The following is a 22,920-nucleotide window of genomic DNA, read 5'->3' as shown; positions in this document are numbered from 1 at the left end:
GAGCGGTACTCGGGCTCGGACGCTCCGCGGCAGATCCGGAGGTTTCGTCTCCGAATCTGTCGCATCGGCGAACAATTCGCCAGCGCCAAGGCCTGCTTTGGGCAACTTAACACGGGATTCCACTCATATGCGCCCCGTCAGATCGGCATTTTCTCCCTCTTATCCAGCGCGATCCCGAACTGACCGGTCGGCGGCGCCTTACGGGCGCGGCGCTCCAGCGTTCCAATGGTTCGGATCGCCAGCGTGATCCCGATGATTCCGAAGGCAAGGGAGCCGACCCCGGTCCCGGCGATGACCCCGCGCGGCCCATAGAGCATGCCGCCGAGGAGGGCAGGGGGCATGGTGCCGAGCGTCGCCCGGCCCCAATTCAGCGCCGTTGAAGTCAATGGGAAGCCGAGGTTGTTGAAGGAAGCGTTCCCGAGGAACAGGAGCCCGTTGCAGAACCAGATCGGGCCGCTCACGAAGCAGAAGAAGACGAGCAGGCTGGCGGCGACGCCGTCGAGCTCGAACAGTCTGGTCAGCGGCCAGGCGCAGGCCATTAGCGCCAACCAGACCACGAACACGTAGCAGGCGCCGACGATTGCTCCGTCCCACAGCACGCCTCGCATCCGGTCGAAGCGGTAGGCGCCCCAGTTCTGGCCCAGGATCGGGCCGATCGCGCCGGACATGGCGAAGAGCCCGCAGAAGGCAACCGGCGCGAGGCGGTCGATCACGACGTTGGCAGCGATCGCAGTCGTACCGAATCTCGACAAGGCATGGGCGACGAAGGCGCTTGCTATGGCGGGCGCGAGATTGGTCAGAACTGCCGGAAACGCGATGCGTGCCACGACCGAGCCATCGTCCAGCACTTCCGTCGCCCTCGGTGGTTGGAGCATCTTGTGCTTGCGCACGCCCATCCAGCCGATGACGGCGAAGGTCGCCCTGGCGAGGCAGACCGTGATCGCTGCACCGTCGACGCCGAGGCCGGCCGCGAAAATCAGGAGCGGGTCGACGAAGGCCGTGACGATGGCGCCCCCGAGCGTCACCCACATTGCCTCGCGCGCCGCGCCCACAGCGCGCAGCAAGCCGGTGAACAGCATGCCGGGAGCCATCAGCAGGTTGGAGGGCAGGGCAATCCAGAGGAATCGCTTGGCGATCGGAAGGGTATGCGCATCGGCGCCGATCGCCCGCAATAGCGGATCGAGGAGCGGCAGCAACGTCAGCACGAGCGCGCCCGAGACGAGGAGCGAGTGGATCAGGGTCGAACTCGCGATCCGCCGGGCATGCGCCTCGTCGCCGGAGCCGATCGCCCGTGAGACCAGGGCGCCGGCTGCGATCATCAGGCCGATATTGATCGAGATCGCGAAGAACTGGACGATCGACGCGAACCCGACGGCGGCGGTGAGCTGCGGGGCGCCAAGCTTTGACACGTAGATCAGTGAGAGAAGATCGACGAGAAAGATCGCCATCAGGCCGACCGCGCCCGTCGAGCTCATCACGACGACATGACGCAGGATCGAGCCCGATAGGAAGCGGGCGCCGCCCGGCGGCGCAACTGCCTCCGGGCTCGGCCGATGTACGCTATCGTCGGGCCGTCCATCAGCCATCGGTGGCTGCGTCTTCCGGCTCCAATGTCCGCATCGCCGCGTCGCGCCGTTCGGTCTCGATGAGGCCGCGCGTCTCGGCACTCAGCGCGCGTGAGGGCCGCTGCGGTTCGGTCAGCGGTTCGGGGCGCAACTCCGTCGAGGCGCCGCGCATCCAACCCGCACCGTCGGGCAGGGCGCCGGCTTGCTGCAGGACGAGGCGGGCGACGTCGCGCTTCCGTACATCATCGACGCGCGCGGCCGCGACCGCCTCCGAGAGGCCGAGTCCTTCCAGGGCAGCCCGGCCGAACTGAAGAGCGGATTCGAGGGTCTCACGGATCTGATAGTCCACGTCGCGGTTCATCAGCTCGATGGCGTGATTGCGGTCGTAGGCTCTCAAGTAGGTGCGCACGCTGGAGAATTCCTCGTGCACGATGTCGACAATCTTCAATGCGGAGGCTGCGTCGTCGATGCAGATGCAGACCAACTCGGCCCGGCCGATGCCGGCGGCGCGCAGCACGTCGAGCCGCGTCCCGTCGCCGTAATAGACCCGGAAGCCGAAGCGTGCGGCGTTGCGGATCTGCTCAACATCCTTGTCGATGACGGTGACGCTGATGCCTTCCGCGAGGAGCACTTGGGTCGCGAGATGCCCGAACCGGCCAAAGCCGATGACGAGCACGCGCGCCTCCGACGGCTCGATCGTATCGGCCGGCGCTGTGGCGGTCTCGGGCCTTCGGCGCGCGAGGAGGGTATCGAGGCCCTTGGCGGCCAGTGGCCCGACGATCATCGTGAGCGCGGCGAGCGCAACCGAGAAGCGGGAGGCGGCCGTATCGAGCAGATGCAACTCGCCCGCGGCCGGAAGGATGACGAAGGCGAACTCGCCCGCGGGCGCCAGGACGGCACCGCCGCGCACGGCATCGAGCCAAGACGAGCCGAACAGCCGAAACAATCCCGCCACGAGGGCGATCTTGATCAGGATTGCGGCCGCCGTCGCACCGAGCAGTTCGGGCCAATGCGCGTTGAGCAGGCCGCCATCAATCGACATGCCAACGCTCATGAAGAACAGGCCGAGCAACATGCCGCGGAACGGCTCGATATCGGCCTCGAGCTGGTGGCGGAAGTTCGATTCGGCGAGCATCACGCCCGCGAGGAAGGCGCCCATCGCCATGGACAGCCCGACCTCCTCCATCAGCAGCGCAGTACCGAGCACCACGAGAAGCGCCGCTGCCGTCATCACCTCGCGGCCCCCGGCCGCCGCGAGCAGGCGGAAGAACGGGTTGAGGCCGTAGCGTCCTACGAGGACCACGGCGACGATGCTGATACCCGCAATCGCGGTCGAGCGGAAGGCACCCTCGATCCAGCCGCCCTCCGGCGCCTCTCCCGCCGAGGCGAGCAGCGGCAGCACGGCAAGGATCGCCACGACCGAGATGTCTTGGAACAGCAGCACCGCGAAGGAACGGCTGCCATAGGCACTTCCGAGATCGCCGCGCTCCTCCAGCAACTGCAGCGCCACGGCCGTGGCGGAAAGCGCCAGCGCGATGCCGATCACCGCCGCCGCGGCGACCGGGAGGCCGAACACAAAGCCTGCTCCGGCCAGCACCAGGGAACACACGGCGAGCTGCGCCGCGCCGAGCCCGAAGATATCGCGCCGCATCGAGACAAGGCGGGACAGTTCGAGCTCAAGCCCGACAATGAAAAGCAGCAGCACGACGCCGATCTCGGCGACGCTCGTTGCAGTCTCGGGTTCGGCAATGAGCGAAAGCCCGAAGGGTCCGATCACGACACCGGCAACGAGGTAGCCAAGCACCGCGCTCTGCCCGAGCAGCCGGAAAATCGGCACGCCGACAACCGCTGCCGATAGGAAGGTCAAGACCGGCGGCAGGAAGCTCGCATGCGTCGTGGCGCTCGCCATGAGGCTCCCGGAACTGCGAAGGGCCGCGCGGGGCGGAATGCCGCCCCATTAACGCGCCGCAACGCTGCATGCGAGAGCCCTGCTGTGCCGTTCGTCACCCGGGGGTCACGTTGACGACGGATTGTGCTACTAAGTTCGCACGACTTCGGAGTTCAGCCGCCCAGCCGGTTGACAGCATACCACCTGCCTCTCCACATCCTCGGGATCATGAGCGCCGATACCATCAACCTGACCGCGGATCCCGACCGGATCCCGCATCCCGCCATCAGCGGCGAGAAGCCTCCGCTGGAGATCCTGCTCTGTGCGCCGCGTGGCTTCTGCGCCGGCGTGGTGCGGGCGATCGACGTGGTCGAACGGGCGCTCGCGATCTACGGGCCCCCGGTCTACGTCCGGCATGAGATCGTCCACAACAAGTATGTGGTCGAGACGCTGAAGCGGAAGGGCGCCGTTTTCGTGCGGGAGCTCGACGAGGTGCCCGACGAGGGGGCCCCGGTGGTGTTCTCGGCGCATGGCGTGGCCAAGACCGTGCCAGCCAACGCCGTCAGCCGCGGTCTGACCACGATCGATGCGACCTGCCCGTTGGTGACCAAGGTGCACCGCGAGGCCGAGATCCATCACAAGCGCGGCCGCCACGTGCTGCTCGTCGGCCATTCCGGACATCCGGAAGTCGTCGGCACAATGGGGCAACTGCCCAAGGGCTCGATCACGCTGGTCGAGGACCTTGAGCAGATCTCCCGCCTCGAAGTCGCCGATGCCAACAATCTCGCCTGGGTCACGCAGACGACGCTCTCGGTGGACGACACCAAGCACATCGTCGCAGCGCTCAAGGAAAAATTCCCGAACATCACCGGGCCGCACAAGGACGACATCTGCTACGCGACCACCAATCGCCAGGAGGCGGTGAAGGAGGTCGCTCCGCAGGTCGACGCCCTGATCGTGGTGGGCTCCTCGAACTCCTCGAACTCGCAGCGTCTGCGCGAGGTCGCCGAACGTGCAGGCTGCCCGATCACCCGGCTCGTGCTCCGGGCCGAGGAGATCGACTGGGAGGCCTTCGGGAATATCCGCCGCCTCGGCCTGACCGCTGGCGCCTCGGCACCCGAAGTGCTGGTCGAGGAGATCATCGACGCCTTCGCCGCGCGCTACGACGTCAGCGTCGACCAGGTCTCGGTGACCATCGAGGACATGTCCTTCCCGCTGCCGCGCGAGCTGCGCAGTGAGGCTGCCGAGTAATCATCGGCGTTTCGAGAATCGCGACAACGAGGGCGCCGTGGTCGGCGCCCTTTGTTTTGGGTTGAGCAGCGAGGGGCAATCTGCCTTGGCCGTCTATACCGAGGTTTCCGACGAGGCGCTCACCGCCTTCCTCGCTGAGTACGATCTCGGCTCGCTCCTGTCCTACAAGGGCATCGCCGAGGGGGTCGAGAATTCCAACTTCTTCCTGCACACCACGGCCGGTTCCTTCATTCTCACGCTCTACGAGAAGCGCGTGCGTGAGGAGGATTTGCCGTTCTTCCTTAACCTGATGGGGCATCTCTTTCGCGCCGGGCTGTCCTGCCCGCAGCCGGTGAAGAACCGCCACGACACTGCGCTCGGTTCGCTCTGCGGCCGCCCGGCAGCGATCATCAGCTTCCTCGATGGCGTCTCCGTGAAGCGCCCGACGGCCGACCATTGCCGGGAGCTCGGTCGCGCGCTCGCCGGCCTCCACCATGCCGGCCGCGATTTTGGGATGACCCGGGCAAACAACCTCTCCGTCGGAGCTTGGCGGCCGCTCTTCGAGCAAGCCGGCACCCAGGCCGACACCGTCGCCGCCGGGCTTCGGGCGCGCACCCTGGAGGATCTCGCGCTGCTCGAAGCCTCCTGGCCGCGCGACCTGCCCTCGGGGGTGATTCACGCCGATCTCTTCACCGACAACGTGTTCTTCATCGGCGACGAACTCTCGGGCATCATCGACTTCTACTTCGCCTGCACCGATGCCCTCGCCTACGACCTCGCGATCTGTCTCAACGCTTGGTGCTTTGAGGCGGATGGCCGCTACGACCGCGCTATGGGCGCCGCGATGATCGCTGGATACCAGGAGAGTCGTCCCCTGGAGCCGCGCGAGGTCGAGGCGTTACCGGTTCTCGCACGCGGCGCCGCGATGCGGTTCATGCTGACGCGGCTCGTCGACTGGCTGAACGTCCCGCCCGGCGCCCTTGTGCAGCCGAAGGACCCGCTGGAATACGACCGCCGGCTCGCCTTCCACCGCACGGTAAGCCACGCGAGCGATTACGGCTGGACGGGATAGAAAATCCGACCGCTCTTTAGAGAAGCTGACAGGCTGCATACCGACAAAACTTGAGACACTCGCACTCGCCGGCAGGAATGCTGATTCCCCGGCGCTTACGCACCCGCGGTCATATCCCCTACGGCGCTACAATCCCGGCGAAGCGCCCATGACCCTCACCAGTGCGGTCAGTTTCTGTTAGAGCGTCTTAGATGCGCCGCAATACGACGGGTGCTCTGAGACCATGACAGCAGCACACACCCTCGAACCTCGATCCAGCATCAGCGTGGTCCTGACGGAGAACATCGCTCTCTCGGCGATCGATGTCCTGACCCGTGCTGGTCTGCATAACGTCTTGCGCCTGCCGCGTGCGGCCGGGCCCGGCGACACGGCGGAACTGGCCGGCGTGCACGTGCTCGGGATCCGATCCCGGACACAGGTCACGTCAGAGCTTCTGAAGGCTGCGCCGGAACTCGTGGCCGTGGGCTGCTTCAGCGTCGGCACGAACCAAGTTGATCTCGACGCCGCTCGGGCGCGGGGTATTCCGGTTTTCAACGCGCCGTTCTCGAATACTCGCAGCGTGGCCGAGCTGACCATCGGCGAGATCGTGATGTTGCTGCGGCGGGTTCCGCAGCGGTCGATCGCGGCCCATGCCGGCGGATGGGACAAGTCCGCAGACGGTTCGTTCGAGGTGCGCGGCAAGACGCTCGGGATTGTCGGCTACGGCAATATCGGCGCGCAGCTCTCGAACTTGGCCGAAGCCATGGGCATGCGGGTGATCTTCTTCGATCTCACCGACAAGCTCCGTCACGGCAATACCGAGCCGTCCGACAGCCTGGATGCGCTGCTCGCGGCCAGCGATGTCGTCAGCCTGCATGTGCCGGAGACACCGCAGACGGCTGGCCTGATCGACGCCGCTCGAATCCGCGCGATGAAGCCCGGCTCCTACCTGATCAACAACAGCCGCGGTACCGTCGTCGACCTCGACGCGCTCGCCGAAGCCTTGAAGCGAGGTCACTTGCGTGGCGCCGCTGTCGACGTCTTCCCGATCGAGCCGAAATCCAACAGCGAGCGCTTCGTCTCGCCGCTTCAGGGTATCGACAACGTCATCCTCACGCCGCATGTCGGCGGCTCGACCGAGGAGGCCCAGGATCGGATCGGTTCCGAGGTGGCACGCAAGCTCGTCGACTACGTCGAGACCGGCTCGACACTCGGCGCGGTCAACTTCCCGCAGGTGCAGATCCCGCCGGGGAAAGGCAGTGCTCGCTTCCTGCACGTTCACCGCAACGTTCCCGGTGTCCTGGGACGCGTGAATGCCGCTTTCGCGCAGCGTGGCGTCAACGTCTCCTCGCAGTTCCTGCAGACAGATGGCGATCTTGGCTACGTTGTCGTCGAGGCCGATGCCGTCCCTGCGGATCAGGCCGGTATCCTTGCAAGCCTGGGCGAGATCGACGGCACGGTACGGACTCGGCTGATCCGCGCTCGCGACTGAGCCGACGGGGGAGTGCCGCAGAGCAAGACTGGACCCTCGGCGGCGCTGATAGCGCAGCTCGCCGAACGGCTTAGGCCGGCTGGCGTTCTCACCGCGGAAGACGATATCGCGCCCTATGCGATCGACTGGCGCCGGCTATTGCCCACGCATAGGGCCGCCCAAGCCGGACTTGGCTATGGGTGTTTGAGGATCGGATCGACCGAGGAGGTCGTCGGGGCCGGCCTGGGCGACCTATTCGAGCCAGTCGCCGGGAAAGACACGCACGACCGCGTGCTTCCAGCGCTCGCGGGCCTCGGCCGCGCCGCCGGCATCGTGATCACCTGCGTCATGATCCGGGTGATCGTCTCTGCCAAGATCGTGCATCCTCACCTCGTCCCTCGCCGCGCGGCCGGAGCGACGACTCGAATGCCGGCATCGCCGATCGTTGCTGTTTTCGGAATCAGGCTACCGCGTAGGTAGAGACCGAGCGTGCGCTGCCTGTCGCCACTGACCGCATCGCGGACGGGCACGGTAGATACTCGGCACAGCCTCGGACAGGCCGACAAAGTCGTGTGAGGTGCCAGCTCGAATCGAATGGCCGGCGGCCCCGTCGGTTAGGGCAGCCATCTCAGCCACACGCACAGGACGCCGATCGCGATCAGCACCAGACCGATCGCGGCCCCCCTGGCTGCGCCGATCAGCGCGATTCTGAGGGCGGGCGGCCGTTCGTTCGTCGTCCCGTTCTCGCGGAGCCATTGTTGAACGAGCGTCTGTCGCGGCGCCGCCTTCACCGTTGACGCCTCGGCGCGTGCAGACGATCAGCCGATTTCTCGCCAACGACCGGGATGCGTTCGCTCGTTCTCAGAAAGGCCTCTCGCCAGCCCAACGTTTCGCGTGTGGCCTGGATTAGCAACCGAACGCCGAGCGGTTCATCCGTATCAACCGCCTCATGCTCGATCTCCATCAGGCGGTCGAGCGCCCATTTCTGGTGGTCGCACCGGGGGGCCTTTCGGACATCCTCGATCAGGGCGATGAGCTTGTCCGAAACGGAACCGTCGAGATCGTGATGGTGTGGCTGGCCCATGGCGGCCTACCGATCCCAGCCGACGATACGCAGGGCCATGCTGAGCGAATGCACTCCGAAGCCAGCCCGTTTCACGGCAAAGCCCTCCCGGTGTCAGCGGGCATAGCCACTTACTTGAATACTGACAGAAATTAGCAGTGAAAAAAGTATTCGACAATCGGCCACGTGCCGGCGGCAGGTGTCTTCAGTGGTGCGCCTTGAGACCTCCGACATCTGCACAACACGTCCAGGCCCACATCGAACGATCCTGCGCTCCGGCAGCCAGCACAGGGCTTGGTGGTTCGCGATATCGGGGCGCGTCGGACGACACTGCAGGGAGCCAAGCTACCTGATCGATCAGTAACCAGCTCTGCACTGGCGTTTGCCCGGATCATTGGGCGGGCATTGATCAGCGACGTCATGCTCCAATGTGGAAGCTAGAAAACATGGTCACGTGTGACTTTGGCACTGTCATCAGCGCCTGGCGAGGATGGCGTCATGCTGCCTACGCAATCTCCAGCATGGTCTAACTCACGGGTAAACAACCAGAAATTGACGAAAATCACATTAAAGTGAAAATCGGAAGCGCGCATTTCAATGATAATTTTGCTAAAGACAGATCTTGTCCTATTCCGACGATCGGTTTGAATTTTTGATTCTGTTCGGGCGAAAGCATCGAACCATGATCAGGGGCGCTCGGCACAGGGCGGCGTCCAGGTTCAGCCTTTGAAGGGCCGCTAGGGTCATTCGTTTCCGGAGGTCGCATGCCATCTCGCTTTCGGTTCGATCTTGAGAGCAGCCACGACCATATCAGTGATCTGGTTGGCGCGGAGGCGAGCGATATCAATCAGGCGACAGTGTTGGCGATCGATGCGATCCGTGAGATTCAACAAGAAGACGCGTTCGAGAGTGGGGTTTCTGATTGGGAACTCGTGATCCGCGACGATGCTGGAACTGAGTTAAGACGGCTTGCGCTCGTGCAACCGATGCTTCAGCGGGCCTCTTAGGCCGGCAGTACGCCATGCGATCAAGCGCTTGAGCTGCGCGCCGTCAGTTTGAAGAAAGACGGCACTCTCGTCAGAGTTCACGACTGGTCTTTATCATTCATGCGGCCGGCCGGCGCGCCAGCCGCTCAGGGTTCCTGAACGAGCCGCCACGATCACGCGTGACGAACACCGCCTCGGCTGACACTCACGCGCCTCTGCTACCGAGCTCACTTGGCAATCTCGCTTCCAATCGGTGCGCGACCGCCGAAGCGCTTGCAACGAGTCCGGAATGTCACGGCTCGGCGACCGACAAGCCATCCCTGATCGTCAATCGTAATCGATCAAGAGCCCATTATCGCACTATAGAGCCAGCTTAGCTCAGACGGCTCGGCGAAGCGCTTGGCGCGCGCAAACCGTGGGTGGTGGGCGTAAGGCCTCACGCCGATCCGCTGGAAGAGCGCCTGTTGCGCGATGCATGGTGCACCCGGCATCACCGTGCTCCCGATCGCGGCGGGATCGATCAGATCCCGCACCCGCTGCGGTTCGGCCCTTTCAACGCAATCCACCCAATTCAGCCATCCATCTGCCTCGAAGCTCGTCCTGTTGGAGCGAACCCTCATGAGGCGTCCAGAACAGCTCCGATTCCTCGACCTCTGGTAAAAGCTTGCGAGGATCGACCAGCGAAGGATGCGCCCAGCCGGGGCGAATGATCCAAACTGAAGGATAACTGTAAGGCTGCCGAACCGTTGGCGGCAGGATCCAAGGCCTCCAATTCAGATCGTGCAGGTTCACTGCCGAATTTTTGCTAGCCAATGTGATTACCTAAAATGTGTCGCCGACCGCTCTGCCGCCGATGCCGTTAGTCGAGGCTGTACCACTCGTCATACTGCGAACTTGCGATCTGGATCCATCGATCACAGCAACGGATATTTATTTCGGCAATGTGATGCGTGTATGCATGATGCTTGGCGGTTCAACCATTGGTACTTCGGGCCGTTATATCGACCGAAAGAAATTGAATTTGGATCATTGAAACAGCGTGACATTCCACGCGAAGCCTTAACGCGGATTTTTTATTTGATCAGTTTGATTTTTCTCCAGATTAGCTCTCGGATAATAGCGTTTTGCTAGGGCGCCTACCTTTGCGCCAGGAATTATCGGATAGCAGTATCCGGGGATCGATGATGGCCCGGGCGCCAATTTCTAGACTTTATTGACTAAGCCTGATGCGCCTACCACCGGGCGATTATTTGTGGAAAAGGCGAAGGACGAGCGTGGTAATTGTATTAAAAAATCGTATAAAAACTAATATGGATCATTCTGCTGGTTTTTGTGACTCTGTTAACAGGGATACTCGGCTCCTGACACTGTGAGGTTGACATGCACAATCGCTTCGAAAACGCGACTTGTAGATTGTCCAGCGCTGAGACTGGCCTCAAAGGATTGCCGGCGACGCGAACGGAAGGTGCGCCCTGCGCTCCCGTGCTCATCGTCGGTCAATCCGACATCCACAATCTCGGCTTGCGCCAGGTACTGAACCAACACGGCTTCCGTCATGTGTCGCAGGCGGCCGCGCTGAAGGACGCCAAGCTCGCTCTGCCGGGGAAACCCCAGTTGATCCTCATAACCGATCCGACGCTCGAGCCTGAATTGCCGGATACGGTATCAGCCTTGAGGGCTACTCATCCTGCTGCACGCATCGTCATTTTCGTCGACACCAATAATAGCGCGCATATCGAGGCGGCGATTGGGCTTCAGGCGCACGCGTACCTCTGTAATCGGATCAAGTCTTGGGCCCTCGTCAGTGCCCTTGACGTCGTGCTCGGTGACAGCGGCGTCCTTTCGATGGATTTCGTATCACGCTTCGTCACTCAGCCGAGCGGGCAGCCGGTCAAGTCGGCTGAGTACAGCGACCGCACGCCGTCTACGCCTCAATCCTGGCCACTCTCCAACCGAGAGGTCGACATCCTAAAGTGCTTGACGGACGGCGCTTCCAACAAGCTGATCGCACGGCAGTTCGATATTGCGGAATCGACCGTCAAGATTCATGTCAAGGGTATCTTGCGGAAGATCAATGTTCGCAATCGCACTCAGGCGGCAATCTGGGCGCTGGCCCACTATCCTTCAAACAACTCAATGAATGCTATGGTATGAAATTACAAATTGCCGCAAATTCGAAAATGGCAATATGCTATACTTCATAAATCGGCGGCAATAGCATGTTGTGACCGGGGTATGTTGCAAGCGAATTCGTATCGCTTCCCGAATCTCGGCTTGCCAGTCATTCTCACACAAGCCTCAGGCAGCAGGGAAGCTGCCTGAGGCTTGTGTGCGAGATGCGATTGCAGCCCGAACGCTTCGCAGCTCTAAGATGAGTGTTCGAGGCGACGACGCGACCCGCGGAGCAGGATCGCGTCGCTGAAGCCTTACCCGAGAGACTGCTCCTCCGTGGCCGAACGCGTCACGGATAACGCAGAAGCCTCCCTCACGGCCGGTTGTCGGATATGCGCTGTGGGGCTTGGTCGCCAAGCGCCGCAGCGCTCGATTGGACTTTCGGGCTCGCAGGTTCGCGTCGGACATCGACGATGTCACCAGGCGCAAGGAGCGTGCTCTCCGAGGCCTCGAACGTCTCGGGAACCTTGTCGTGAACCCGGGTGATGAAGACCTTCCGCTTGATGGGCGCACCACTGAACGCTGCAAGGGCCCCGCCGCTCTGGGTCCTCGACTCGCGGATCTCACGGGCGATAGGAAGCTGCGTCTCATTCTCGACCAGGCGGGTGGTCACTTCCTGAAGCTCTGACATGACCTTCCGGTAGTAGGCGTCCTTGGTCTCCTGGATACGCAAAACGAGGTCACCGAGAGCAAGATCGAGGCGAGCGAGATCCGAGTTCATCCGCGCGATCGATCCCCTGTTGCGCGCCTCTTCCCGCTGAAATTCGATGCCTTGGTAGCGGCGGGCCAAACCGCTCGCCATGAGCTTCTGATAATCCTCGATATGGGCCTGGATGAGTTGGAGTTGCGTCTCCTCGGACGTCCGCTGCGCCCGCACGCCGGCGATTTCCGCCTCGAGCCGAGGCTTCTGCGCCTGCAGCGACTGGATAGCCTGAGCCAACGCTCCCTGTTGGGTGGCCAGGATGTCCCGCTCCTCTGCGAGGATATGGTCGATATTTCCTTCCGCCTGCACATCGAACGGCGCTTCGAAGGAATTGCGGTTCTTCCGCTGGGCCTCGAGCCTTGCGCGCCGGATCAGGTATAATCGGCGGTTGGCTTCCAGCACCCGTACACGTTCATCAGCTGCCAGGAACTCCGTTCGCAGGTTGGTTTGCGCCTGCTCCGGGATGCCGAAGCCACCGGCGAGCGCAATGCCGCTGAGCACCGAGGAGCCGTACCGGAAGGGGTAGCTGCCCGGCAGACGGACGTCGCCCAGTACATAGATCGGTCGCATTTCCGCGATCCGAAGGCTAACAACGGGGCGCTGCAGGAAGCCATCTCCAAGGCGCTCGGCAATCGTCTTCTGCGCTTCGGGCAAGGTCATCGCTGCTACGGAGACTTCGCCGATGAGGGGAAGTAACAGGCTGCCGCCGCCGCCTACCCCGAATTCTCCAGACAGGTCAGCCTGGCCATACACGGACACCGCCACCCGGTCGCCCGGTGCGAGGCGATAGTTCGCATCCTGCGCGACAACCGGATGGACGAGCCCGACTGCTGCGAGCAGTGGGCCGAGATAACGGCCTCGCCACATCAGACGAGATCGGTGAGTTGAGACGGGCATGCAGTTCATCGCTCTCATCGAGACAAGATATCTCAGCTGGGAGCGAAGGTATCCGAAGGTGCTCGGGCGAACGCATCGGCTTTGGCACTAAAGGAATTCGCTTCCGAACTAATCCAGATCGTCAAGTTTTGGGCTTGAACAACCCTCGGATTTCACGTGGTGCGAAGTTCTCCGCTTCGAGGACGTGCCGCGACCATATCGCTGCAGCTTCGATACCTCGCCTTCGCCATCCAGTTCGCTGAGCCGATCTGCCTGCCTTCAGATCGAACGGACTAGGCATTCTACCGAAGTTTTCGCCGTCGCTCGGCATCATCACTTGATAAATTCGCGTTCAGACATCAGAGTTTGGGCATAATGCAATCTCAAGCTTGGCATTAAGGGATTAAAACAGTCTCAGTTGAGACTTTTCGCCGGGTAGTACTTTTGGGATCGAGAGATCCACCCCAAGAGACAAGCGGGTCTGATCCCCGCGACGTAAGCTCCATGTCAGAGGAATGCTCGAACGTTGAGGTGGGGTTCGATGAAAATCGAAAAGCGTAAGGCGACCGCAAAGGCTCGCTCCGGCGGTCGTCGGCAAACAGGCTCACTCGTTCCGACGGCCCTGGTCGAGCCCAATATTCTGTTCCGCGAGGGCTTGAATCACATCCTCGCGCAGACCCGCTTTCAGGTCGTGATTAGAGCCGATACCGTTGCCGAGCTCCCGGCAGCATCCCACATCTACAAATCGCCGAGCCTGGTGCTGCTCTGCACGCAAAACAGCGTCGAGGCCGCCATTGCCGACATCAGGAGCCTCAAGGCGACATACGCCGATTGCCGGGTGGTCTGCAGCGAACAGAGTTACAGGTCCGAGGACATCATCGACCTGCTGCGGGCCGGAGCCGATGGCATCCTCCTGCGCAGCATCAGCGCCGATACGTTCGTGAAGTCGTTGGAGCTCGTGATGCTCGGCGAGCGTGTGATCCCAGCGGCAGCCATGCAGTTCAGTGCTCTCGTCGGCAAGATTCCGACCGAGAAGCCGGACATCGCACGACTCGCGCCCGAGCAAGCAACCAAGCTTCATACGAGTCCCAAGGGCTATCAGCTCTCGGGACGTGAACTGGCGATCCTGAAGTGCCTACTCCTGGGCGAGGCTAACAAGATCATCGCGCTGAAGCTCGATATTGCCGAGGCGACGGTCAAGGTTCACGTCAAGGCAATTCTCCGCAAGATTCATGTCCAGAACCGCACGCAGGCGGCAATCTGGGCTCTCAACAACCTCACGGAGGTCGACGCGAGCGAGATCGTCGACCAAACCGACGATCATCCGGATGGGGCGAAGGGGCCGCAGCACCTGAAGCTTTCGAATGGTGCGGACACACCCCTCTGGCTCTGACGCATTCGTATCGATCCAGCCGCGGACGGCAGGATCTCAGTTCTCGCGCCAGGCCTTGGCGACTTGGTCGGCAAGCGGCTTGGTCAGGTACGAGATGACCGTCCGTTTGCCGGTTCGAATGAAGGTTTCGACCGGCATTCCGGGAATCAGGCTCACGCGCCCGAGCCGCTGACGCTCGGCATCCGGAATCGCGATGCGCGCCGTGTAGAACGACGATCCCGTTTTCACGTCCTGCGTCACGTCGGGTGACACACGATCAACAAAGCCGCGGACTTCCGGCGTCGTCCGTTGATTGAAGGCCGAGAAGCGCAGACCTGTCAGCTGGCCGACATGGACATGATCGATGTCCTGCGGCTGGATCTTCACGTCGACCGCGAGCGTGTCCGCCTGCGGCACGATCAACATGACCGGTTCGCTCGGAGTCACGAGGCCGCCGATCGTATGAACGCTCATCTGGTGGACGATGCCGTCCTGAGGCGCGCGCAGGTCGATGTGACGGAGCTGGTCCTCGGCGACGACGCGCTTCTCGACGGCTTCCGACAGCTTGCCGCGGATCTCGGCGAGGTCCTTGGCGACCTCGGAGCGCATGTCCTGCTCGATCTGCAGGATCTGCAGCTCTGTCTCGCTAATCTTGCCCTTGGCCTGCGCTGTCGATGCCAGGAGTTGCCCGCGTTCGCCTTCCAGCCGGGCAGCCTCCCGCTCCAGGGCCGTCACGCGTGAGACGGGCACGAGGTTCTTCTGGCGAAGCTCACGCAAGCCGACCAATTCGTCCTGAATCAGAGCGATCTCGCGATCCTTGGCCCCGCTCTGGTTGCCTAGGCCAACGATCTCCTGACGCAGCTGCGCGACCCGCTCTTTCAGCTGTGCCTTCTGACCCTCGCGCGTCGCGAGGCGGATCTTGAAATGCGCGGTCTCGCCCTCGACGAGGTGAGCGACCGTCGCATCCGTCTTGGCTCGTGCCAGAAATTCCGGCGGGAAGGAGAGGTGGTCGGCACCCTGCTGCTCCGCCTCGTCCCGCGTTCGCCGTGCCGTCAACTCGTCGATGGACTTGACGATGATGTCGAGATTGGCGCGGATCTGAGTGTCGTCGAGCCTTACCAGCACCTGCTGGGCTTTGACGACATCGCCCTCGCGCGCGAACAGGGCGCCCACGACGCCGCCGACTGGGTGCTGAACTTTCTTCACCTCGGACTGGACCACGATCTGGCCCGGCGCGATCACGGCGCCGACGAGCGAGGTGAAACAGGCCCACCCCCCGATACCGAAGACCAACACACCGCCCAGGATCATCGCGGCGCGAATCTGTCGGTTCAACGAGGTGTGCGCGCTGGTCGGGCCGGCCGGCGGCGTGATCAGGGTCGACACGAGGGCGCGAGCCTGGCCGACCCTCGGCCCGATCACGGCCAGCAATCGCCTGTCCGGCTTCCAAGCGAGAAGACGAACGAAAGTCATGCGCGCACCTGCCTGATCATCGACGAGCCGTGGCTCTCCTTCTGCACGCCCCCGGTCACTGGCGTCCGCTTGATCTCCCGGGGGTCGGATGCTGGCACAGGCGCGGGACGCAGCAGACGGCGCAGAACCTCGTCTTTGGGGCCGAAATCCGCGATGCGCCCGTCGGACAAGGCGAGGATCAGGTCGACGGTCGACAGCACGTTCGGGCGGTGAGCCACGACAATGACGATTCCGCCGCGCTGGCGGACACTCATCATGGCAGCCGACAGGGCGTTTTCTCCCGCAACGTCCAGGTTGGCATTGGGCTCATCCAGGACGACGAGAAACGGATCGCGGTAGAGTGCCCGCGCAAGCCCGACACGCTGGCGTTGACCGGCGGAAAGCCGCGTGCCCCGCTCGCCGATGGTGCAATCGTAGCCGTCCGGCATATTCACGATCGCGTCGTGGAAGCCGGCCGCCTGGGCCGCCTTGATGATCGCTTCCGGCGTGGCGTCCGGGTCGAACCTCGCGATGTTCTCGGCGATCGTCCCGTCGAACAGCTCGACCTCCTGCGGCAGATAGCCGATGTGCCGGCCGAGGACGGTGCTCGACCATTGATCGAGGGACGCGCCGTCGAGACGGACATAGCCTCTGAGCGGGCTCCAAACGCCGACGATCGCCCGCGCCAGCGACGATTTTCCCGAAGCACTGGGTCCGATGATGCCGAGCGAGTCGCCGGCTTCGAGTTCGATGCTGACGTCGTGCAGCACGACGCGCTGGACCGATGGGGGAGCGACGCTCAGGGATTGCACGCTCAGCCGCTGGCTCGGAGCCGGAAGGGTGTTCCGCTCCGGCAGCCGAGGCAGCGTCGCGAAGAGGTGGTCGAGGCGATGCCAGCTCTGCCGCGCAGCCACGAAGCTGCGCCAGTTCGCGATAGCGAGTTCGACCGGTGCAAGCGCACGCGAGACGAGAATCGAACTGGCAATGATGATGCCTGACGAGGCCTCGCCTTGGATGACGAGATAGGCTCCCAGGGCCAGGACGCCGGACTGGAGCGCGAGGCGAAACACCTTCGACACCGCCCCCAGGCCGCTGCCGACATCGGCCACGATCTGCTGCGTCTGCAGGTAGTCGCGACTGGCATTCGTCCAGCGGCGCGCGAAGACCTCCCGCATGCCGAGCGCGGCCAGCACTTCGGCGTTGCGCTGCCCGGCCTCGGCCAGGGCGTTTCGGCGCACGGCAAACCCGGTCGCCTTCTGCGCGGGTGCGCGGGTCATGCGATCGGTGAGAATCGTCAAGGCAACGAGCGCAAAGCCCCCGAACAAGGCCGCAACGCCGATCAGGGGATGAAACAGGAAACAGATGCCGAGATAGAGCGGCATCCACGGCAGATCGAACAGCGCGCTCGGCGCTGGCCCGCTCAGGAATGTGCGCAGCGCATCAAGATCCCGCACGGGCAGAAGGCCGTCACCGGGCATGGTCCCGACAAGCGGTGCCCGCACGACGGTGTCGAAGACGCGGGGGCTGAGCGCCTCATCGAGCGTCGCGCCGACTCGAACGAGCGCGCGCGCCCTGAGAATCTCGAGGCCACCCTGGAACGCATAGAGCAGCAGGGCAAGGATCGCCAATCCAAGCAGGGTCGGGACGCTACGGCTCGGGATGACCCGATCGTAGACCTCCAGCATGAAGAATGAGCCAGTGAGATAGAGGATATTGACGAGTCCGCTCATCAGGCCAAGCCCGATGATCGCGCGGCGGTAGCCGCCGAGAACGGAGGCCATTTCCGGGTCGTGATGTTTGGGTAGCAAGGAGATTCAGGTCCTGGACGTCAGACGAGCAGCACAGTCGCCAGGCTCCCCGGTCCGGAAGGACCGGGGAGCCTGATATGTCTCACAGCGAGAGGCTGGAATGATCGCCCATCTTTGCGTGATGGAACTGGTCGAACAGCTCGTGGATCGCATTGCCGTCAAGCGAAGCCTGACCTGCGCAATGCTTCGCCGCCAGTTCTTGATAGTGCTGGAAGACGTTCTTGATGGAGTGCGAGCCGATGTCCGGCTGTCCTCCGCACTGGCCGTGCTCCCTGAAGCCGTCAAACATCCCGGAACCGGAATGTTTGCCGAAGAAGTGGCTCGCCCAAGAGTTCACCCCTCCCGAGGTGGACGGGTCGTGCTGTGCCACCCCTCCGTTGCCTTCCGAAGCCGGATCCGTCGACACGCCCGGTGAGGTCACGACGGGTGCGCCGGCCGTAGCCTCGGGCGAGCCATCGGCCTGCGTCTCCGGGTTGGATGATCCGGCATTCTCCGGGTTGAGGACCGTCGACGGATCGACCGCCGAAGGAGTTGCAACGACGGTTCCTGTCGACGGCGCAACCACCGGATCCGTGGATGCAACCGGCTCCGCGGATGGAACCGGATCAGCGGATGGAACCGGATCAGCGGATGCCACTGGATCAGCGGACCCAGCCGGCACGGTAGGTTCGACGGCAGGCGCGGGAATCGCCTGGCCTCCATCCGTCGCAGCCGAACTCGGAATCGCTGGAGCGCTCGCGAGGTCCGTCGAAACCGTGCTGTTCGCATCCTGTCCCGACACCTGGCGATACTCGTCCCAAGTGTAGAAATTGTTCGTCCAGGCCCAGTGCTCGCCGGATGGGTCCGATACGTAGTATTGATTGTTGTTGAAGCTGTTGCCGCCTCCAGCCATGGCGGATTGATTGTAGTCGGCGATCGAGCCCGACGCACCGCTGCCTGGCGTCTCGTCGACGATGACGTTGTCGTGCACCGAATTGCCGGTGGTCACCCACGGCCCATACGTTCCCGAGCCGCGATCCTGTTGGATCAGCGTGATTGCGTTGCCGCCGGCCGACGCATCGACATGGTTTCCAAAGACCTCGACATTCTGTGAGTTCTGGATCTGGATGCCACCGTTCCACAGCCAGCCCGTGCCCTCGGTGCCATTGCCCGTGATCACGTTGTTACGAATCGTGGCGTCGTAGCTGATCTCGTGATTGATCCCGCCCGATATGTTGTTGGTGACCGTATTGCCTTCGTACAGGGTGTGGATGTTGTTGATGTCGGTCCAGAGACCGTAGCCGTTATTGTCGTGCGAGTAGTTGTTTCGCACCGTCAGATTGTCAGTTTCGGCGAACTTGGTGCCGCCACCTTCCCATCCGCGATCGAGTCCCGAAAAATAGCCGTTATGGGCGATCTCGTTGCCTTCGATGAGAACGTTGTCGCCGCTCGCGCCGAGGCCCATCTGCCCATTGTCATGGACGTAGTTGCCTTTGACCTGGCCGTTCGAGCCCGAATAGATACCGACGCCGTAGTTCAGGCGCACTTCGTTATCTTGTATGGTCCAGCCTTCAGCGGAAGAATTGTATCCGATCGCTCCGGCTTGAGCCGGGACGCTGTATTTCTCGACGACGAGATTCTGGACGACGACACCCTGGGCAGCGCCGCCAATGGCAAAGGGACTGACGCCTGCTTCGACCTTGTGGCCTGCCGGGTCATCCTGGAAGTAGATCTTGTCGGCTGCGTAATCGAAGTAGAACTTCCCCGGCGCGACCTGATCCAACGAATCGACAGGGGTCAAGGGCTTGTCGTCGATGTAGAAAGTCTCCGGATAGCCCGCGCGCTCCGCACCCTGGGCGCCATTCTCCGTACCCTGCCTGAAACCTTCCTGCGTCTGGCCGCTCGCGACCCAGTTCTGCCCCTCCTTGTCGAAGCTCGTAAGCAGCCTCGATCCATTCAGCACGGCTCCTTGCTCACCGATGAACTGGTCGTTGTCCTTCGGCGTCACCGACTGCATACGATGCTCGCCGGCCTCAATCCAGAACACCGATCCGGCAGGAGAGGCGTCGACTAGGCTCTGCAGATCCGCGCCGACGGGAACCGAAATTGCGCCTGCAGGCTTGGTCGTCGAAGTAGTACCGAATGTCTGTGATGCCACTATTGCACTCCACGTGACGTTGCTGATTGAATAGACGTGGTAGTCGATCCCAACTTGGGATTTTATGCTGCGAAGAACACTCTATTGGACTGAGGTTTGATAGGGATTTGAATGTCCGCGGCTTGGCCATTTGATACGCGTGCTCCGTCTGCGTTGTCTTGCTCTGGCTCGCCAGATGATCGCGACAGCGCGCCGATTGGCCGAGAAATGAATATTGCGATTGTTCTTGAGCGCCATGAATGCGGCATTGACGGTCAGATCAGCCGGGATTTTGAACCATCCGCGGAGGTTCGATGACCCTACCCGGCCAAGCTCTACCGCCCCGTACTCCGGCAGGCGGCACTGTCGTTCGGCTTGCCATGGAACGCCTGGCTCAGGCGGGGCTCGATCCTGGACCGCTGCTTCGGCAGTCCGGCCTGTCGGACGCAGCTACAGACAATCCAGACGTGGGCTCCGAAGCCGACAGCCAAGTCGCATTCCTGAACGCGGCCGCCGACGCCCTGCAGGACACGTCGCTGGGGCTGCATCTGGCTCAGGATTGCGATCTGCGCAAGCTCGGCCTGCTCTTCTATCTGATGAATTCGTCCGAAACGGTCGGCGAGGCGCTGAGGTGCTTCGAACGCTTCGGATCGGCCGACGACCCGAGCATCTACGGTTCCTACCGAATCTCCGACGTCGCCGTGACGGTCGCCCTCGGACATGCTGATGCCGAGCGACAGCTCGACCGGCAGCTCTCCCAGTTCTGGCTCCTGACGATCTACCGCCTGGTGCTCTCGTTCGCCTCCGAAGCAGTGGCACCGATTTCCGTCAGCTTCAGGCAACCGGAGCAGGATAGGTCCCCGGCGGCCCAGAGCTACTTTCCCGTACCGATCGACTACAACGCTTCAGAGGACCGGATCGATTTCGAGATCCAGGTATCGGATATGAAATTATCGACATTCGATCCGTACCTTCACGTCTATCTGACTCAATACTTCGAAGCTTTGGTCGAGGCGACGCGTTGGGAGCCGGCGATTCTATGGTCGCGCGTGAAGAAGGCGATGGCGCCTCGCCTCTCCCATGGGACGGTGACCATGGCGAACATCGCCAAGGATCTCGGGTTGAGCACCCGCACCTTGTCGCGGCGACTGAGCTACGAGGGCAAGACGTTCAGCGCGATCCTGGACGAGCTGCGGGCGGAGCTTGCGATCCATTACATCAAGATCAAGGGGATCCCGATTTCCGAGATTGCCTGGCATCTTGGGTATCGAGAAGCGAGCGCCGTCGTGGTCGCCTTTCGCCGCTGGACGGGCATGTCGCCGAGCCAACTGAGGCGGACGCACATCCTGAGATCAGTCTCGTCCGAGACGCTCGGGCATGGAGATCAGACGAACGGCCGCCTGGGAGAACGGCACTAGATCACGCTGCGTTTTGCGGGATCGATAAGGACCGGCTGTCGGCAGTGACACAGGCATCCGAGCGGGAAACGCATTCTGGGTAGCCCGACAGGATGGATTGTGCTGTCGCGCCGTCGCGACAAGATCGACGCTGTTGCGACTGGCATCATTCGGCGTCGGTGCCCGCCTTCGTCGAAATGGACGTTACGAAGCAACGGGCCCCTGACCGAGCGATCGGTCAGGGGTTTCCTGTCGGTCGATCTTGTTTATCCGACTAGAGCCAGAGGCACGCGCGGCTCGTGATCGACGATGCTGGCCTTCCCCCGTCCGACACCGACATAGCGGAAGCCGGCCTTGTCGGCTTGATCTGGCCCGTAAATGTTGCGCAGGTCGATGAGATTGGGCCGGGCCATCAGGGTCCGGATGCGGTCGAGGTCGAGCGCACGGAACGCGTCCCACTCCGTGACAATCGCAACCGCCTCAGCGCCGGTGACGCAGTCGTAGGCATCCCGACAATATTCAACATCGTCGAGGACCTCCCGGGCACGGTCCATCCCAACGGGGTCGTAGGCACGGATACGTGCGCCTGCATCCTGCAGGGCGGTGATGATGGAGATCGCCGGGGATTCGCGCATATCGTCCGTATTCGGCTTGAAGGTCAGGCCGAGCATCGCGATGGTTCGCCCGCGGACGATACCTCCACAGGCGCGGATGATCCTTCGGGCCATGGCGCGCTTGCGCTGGTCGTTCACTGCGGCGGCGGTCTCGATGATCCGTGCTGGCGCCCCGTGATCCTGGGCCATCTTGATCATGGCTTGGAGATCCTTGGGGAAACAGGAGCCGCCGAAACCCGGGCCCGCGTGAAGGAACTTGCTGCCGATCCGCTTGTCGAGCCCGATGCCGTGCGCGACTTCCTGCACATCCGCGCCAGCCTGCTCACACAGGTCGGACACCTCGTTGATGAAGGCGATCTTCGTCGCGAGAAACGCGTTGGCCGCGTATTTCGTCATCTCGGCGCTGCGTCGCGCCATGAAGAGAAGCGGAGCCTTGTTCAAGAAGAGCGGGCGGTAGATCTCCGCCATCACGTCCCGGGCGCGATCGTCCTCGGCTCCGACGACGATGCGGTCGGGTCGCTTGAAGTCGGCGATCGCGGCGCCTTCGCGAAGGAACTCGGGATTCGAGACCACTGCGTAGTCCAGTTCGGGACGAACCTCCCGAATGACGCGTTCGACGTTATCGCCTGTCCCGACCGGAACGGTCGATTTGACGACAACGACGGTGTAGCCGCGCAGCGCAGCCGCAACGTCGCGGACCGCGTCCAGGACAAAGGTGAGGTCCGCCTGTCCATCGCGGGACCGTGCGGGCGTTCCCACCGCGATGAAGACAGCCTCGGCATCCGACACGGGATCCGCCACCGTGGTCGAGAAGGTGAGTCGGCCTTCGATCGCATTCTTGGACACCAACTCCGAGAGCTGCGGCTCGTAGATCGGGATCTCGCCGCGCTGCAGCGACTCGATCTTGCTCGCGTCGCGATCGATGCAGACGACCGTGTGGCCGAAATCGGCAAGGCAAGCGCCGGTCACGAGGCCTACATATCCAGAGCCGATGATTGCGACACGCATCGTAATGACCTCCTGTTACCGGGACGGGGCGCCCAGTGCAGCCAGACGTCAGATCAGAAATCGAAATCTGAGCATGACCAATTGCGTTTAATAGTTATGCAATTCAACATTAACGCAGCAATTATACTTGCTGTATGGATATTAAGCT

At 62.6% G+C, this 22,920-nt stretch carries 17 protein-coding genes; 8 read left to right on the top strand and 9 right to left on the bottom strand.

Annotated elements, in window-relative coordinates:
* Positions 1 to 137: 137 nt before the first annotated feature.
* Together MGN01_RS17145 and MGN01_RS17140 are read right to left on the bottom strand one after the other, a co-directional pair.
* Positions 138 to 1,586 (bottom strand): MATE family efflux transporter, encoded by a 1,449-nt coding sequence (locus tag MGN01_RS17145; protein WP_147048049.1) that lies wholly within the window; start codon positions 1,584 to 1,586, stop codon positions 138 to 140.
* Positions 1,579 to 3,474 (bottom strand): monovalent cation:proton antiporter-2 (CPA2) family protein, encoded by a 1,896-nt coding sequence (locus MGN01_RS17140; RefSeq protein ID WP_147048048.1) that lies wholly within the window; start codon positions 3,472 to 3,474, stop codon positions 1,579 to 1,581. Before MGN01_RS17140 ends, MGN01_RS17145 begins: the two co-directional genes overlap by 8 nt.
* Before the next feature lie 207 nt (positions 3,475 to 3,681).
* Here MGN01_RS17140 and ispH point away from each other — a divergent pair, with 207 nt between their 5' ends.
* The 3 genes from ispH (at position 3,682) to serA (ending at position 7,226) form a co-directional block, all read left to right on the top strand.
* The gene (ispH, locus tag MGN01_RS17135; protein ID WP_147048047.1) at positions 3,682 to 4,704 is read left to right on the top strand and encodes a 4-hydroxy-3-methylbut-2-enyl diphosphate reductase; all 1,023 of its coding nucleotides are present in this window, start codon (positions 3,682 to 3,684) and stop codon (positions 4,702 to 4,704) included.
* Between the two features lie 85 nt (positions 4,705 to 4,789).
* On the top strand, positions 4,790 to 5,755 hold the full coding sequence (locus MGN01_RS17130; RefSeq protein ID WP_147048046.1) for a homoserine kinase: 966 nt from the start codon (positions 4,790 to 4,792) through the stop codon (positions 5,753 to 5,755).
* 223 nt (positions 5,756 to 5,978) lie between these two features.
* Positions 5,979 to 7,226 carry a phosphoglycerate dehydrogenase gene (gene serA, locus MGN01_RS17125; protein ID WP_147048045.1) on the top strand — a complete coding sequence of 416 codons (1,248 nt, stop codon included), beginning with the start codon at positions 5,979 to 5,981 and terminating at the stop codon, positions 7,224 to 7,226.
* A 231-nt stretch (positions 7,227 to 7,457) separates the two neighbouring features.
* Here the strand turns inward: serA and MGN01_RS24430 are convergent, their stop codons facing one another.
* Both MGN01_RS24430 and MGN01_RS23650 read right to left on the bottom strand, forming a co-directional pair.
* The gene (locus tag MGN01_RS24430; RefSeq protein ID WP_280178552.1) at positions 7,458 to 7,589 is read right to left on the bottom strand and encodes a hypothetical protein; all 132 of its coding nucleotides are present in this window, start codon (positions 7,587 to 7,589) and stop codon (positions 7,458 to 7,460) included.
* 230 nt (positions 7,590 to 7,819) lie between these two features.
* Positions 7,820 to 7,996: a hypothetical protein gene (locus tag MGN01_RS23650; RefSeq protein WP_170246034.1), complete on the bottom strand. Its 177-nt coding sequence runs from the start codon at positions 7,994 to 7,996 to the stop codon at positions 7,820 to 7,822.
* Positions 7,997 to 8,154: 158 nt separating this feature from the next.
* Between MGN01_RS23650 and MGN01_RS17115 the strand changes: the two genes are divergently transcribed.
* The 3 genes from MGN01_RS17115 to MGN01_RS17105 all read left to right on the top strand — a co-directional run bounded on the left by MGN01_RS17115 (position 8,155) and on the right by MGN01_RS17105 (position 11,408).
* On the top strand, positions 8,155 to 8,424 hold the full coding sequence (locus tag MGN01_RS17115; protein WP_147048043.1) for a hypothetical protein: 270 nt from the start codon (positions 8,155 to 8,157) through the stop codon (positions 8,422 to 8,424).
* 608 nt (positions 8,425 to 9,032) lie between these two features.
* A complete protein-coding gene (locus MGN01_RS17110; RefSeq protein WP_147048042.1) occupies positions 9,033 to 9,275 on the top strand; it encodes a DUF6894 family protein in 243 nt (80 codons plus the stop codon).
* Positions 9,276 to 10,634: 1,359 nt separating this feature from the next.
* On the top strand, positions 10,635 to 11,408 hold the full coding sequence (locus MGN01_RS17105; protein ID WP_147048041.1) for a response regulator transcription factor: 774 nt from the start codon (positions 10,635 to 10,637) through the stop codon (positions 11,406 to 11,408).
* A gap of 331 nt (positions 11,409 to 11,739) precedes the next feature.
* Here MGN01_RS17105 and MGN01_RS17100 read toward each other — a convergent pair whose 3' ends face one another.
* On the bottom strand, positions 11,740 to 12,996 hold the full coding sequence (locus MGN01_RS17100; RefSeq protein WP_147048040.1) for a polysaccharide biosynthesis/export family protein: 1,257 nt from the start codon (positions 12,994 to 12,996) through the stop codon (positions 11,740 to 11,742).
* A gap of 550 nt (positions 12,997 to 13,546) precedes the next feature.
* Here MGN01_RS17100 and MGN01_RS17095 point away from each other — a divergent pair.
* The gene (locus tag MGN01_RS17095) at positions 13,547 to 14,398 is read left to right on the top strand and encodes a LuxR C-terminal-related transcriptional regulator (protein WP_147048039.1); all 852 of its coding nucleotides are present in this window, start codon (positions 13,547 to 13,549) and stop codon (positions 14,396 to 14,398) included.
* 36 nt (positions 14,399 to 14,434) lie between these two features.
* Here MGN01_RS17095 and MGN01_RS17090 read toward each other — a convergent pair whose 3' ends face one another.
* The 3 genes from MGN01_RS17090 to MGN01_RS17080 form a co-directional block, all read right to left on the bottom strand.
* Positions 14,435 to 15,688, bottom strand: a complete 1,254-nt coding sequence (locus tag MGN01_RS17090; RefSeq protein WP_238258078.1) for an HlyD family type I secretion periplasmic adaptor subunit — start codon at positions 15,686 to 15,688, stop codon at positions 14,435 to 14,437.
* 158 nt (positions 15,689 to 15,846) lie between these two features.
* Positions 15,847 to 17,610, bottom strand: a complete 1,764-nt coding sequence (locus MGN01_RS17085; protein WP_147048037.1) for a type I secretion system permease/ATPase — start codon at positions 17,608 to 17,610, stop codon at positions 15,847 to 15,849.
* A gap of 109 nt (positions 17,611 to 17,719) precedes the next feature.
* Complete coding sequence (locus MGN01_RS17080) at positions 17,720 to 19,774, bottom strand: right-handed parallel beta-helix repeat-containing protein (protein WP_147048036.1); 2,055 nt, start codon at positions 19,772 to 19,774, stop codon at positions 17,720 to 17,722.
* 293 nt (positions 19,775 to 20,067) lie between these two features.
* On the opposite strand from MGN01_RS17080, the gene MGN01_RS17075 reads away from it, so the two are divergent.
* Positions 20,068 to 21,171 (top strand): AraC family transcriptional regulator, encoded by a 1,104-nt coding sequence (locus tag MGN01_RS17075; protein WP_147048035.1) that lies wholly within the window; start codon positions 20,068 to 20,070, stop codon positions 21,169 to 21,171.
* Between the two features lie 245 nt (positions 21,172 to 21,416).
* Here MGN01_RS17075 and MGN01_RS17070 read toward each other — a convergent pair whose 3' ends face one another.
* Positions 21,417 to 22,772: a UDP-glucose dehydrogenase family protein gene (locus MGN01_RS17070; RefSeq protein ID WP_147048034.1), complete on the bottom strand. Its 1,356-nt coding sequence runs from the start codon at positions 22,770 to 22,772 to the stop codon at positions 21,417 to 21,419.
* Positions 22,773 to 22,920: the final 148 nt, after the last annotated feature.

The sequence above is a fragment of the Methylobacterium gnaphalii genome (genome assembly GCF_007992215.1).
Taxonomy (GTDB): Bacteria; Pseudomonadota; Alphaproteobacteria; order Rhizobiales; family Beijerinckiaceae; genus Methylobacterium; species Methylobacterium gnaphalii.
The sequence above is the reverse complement of the archived record's forward strand: the minus strand, read 5'-3'. Positions and strand labels throughout refer to the sequence as shown.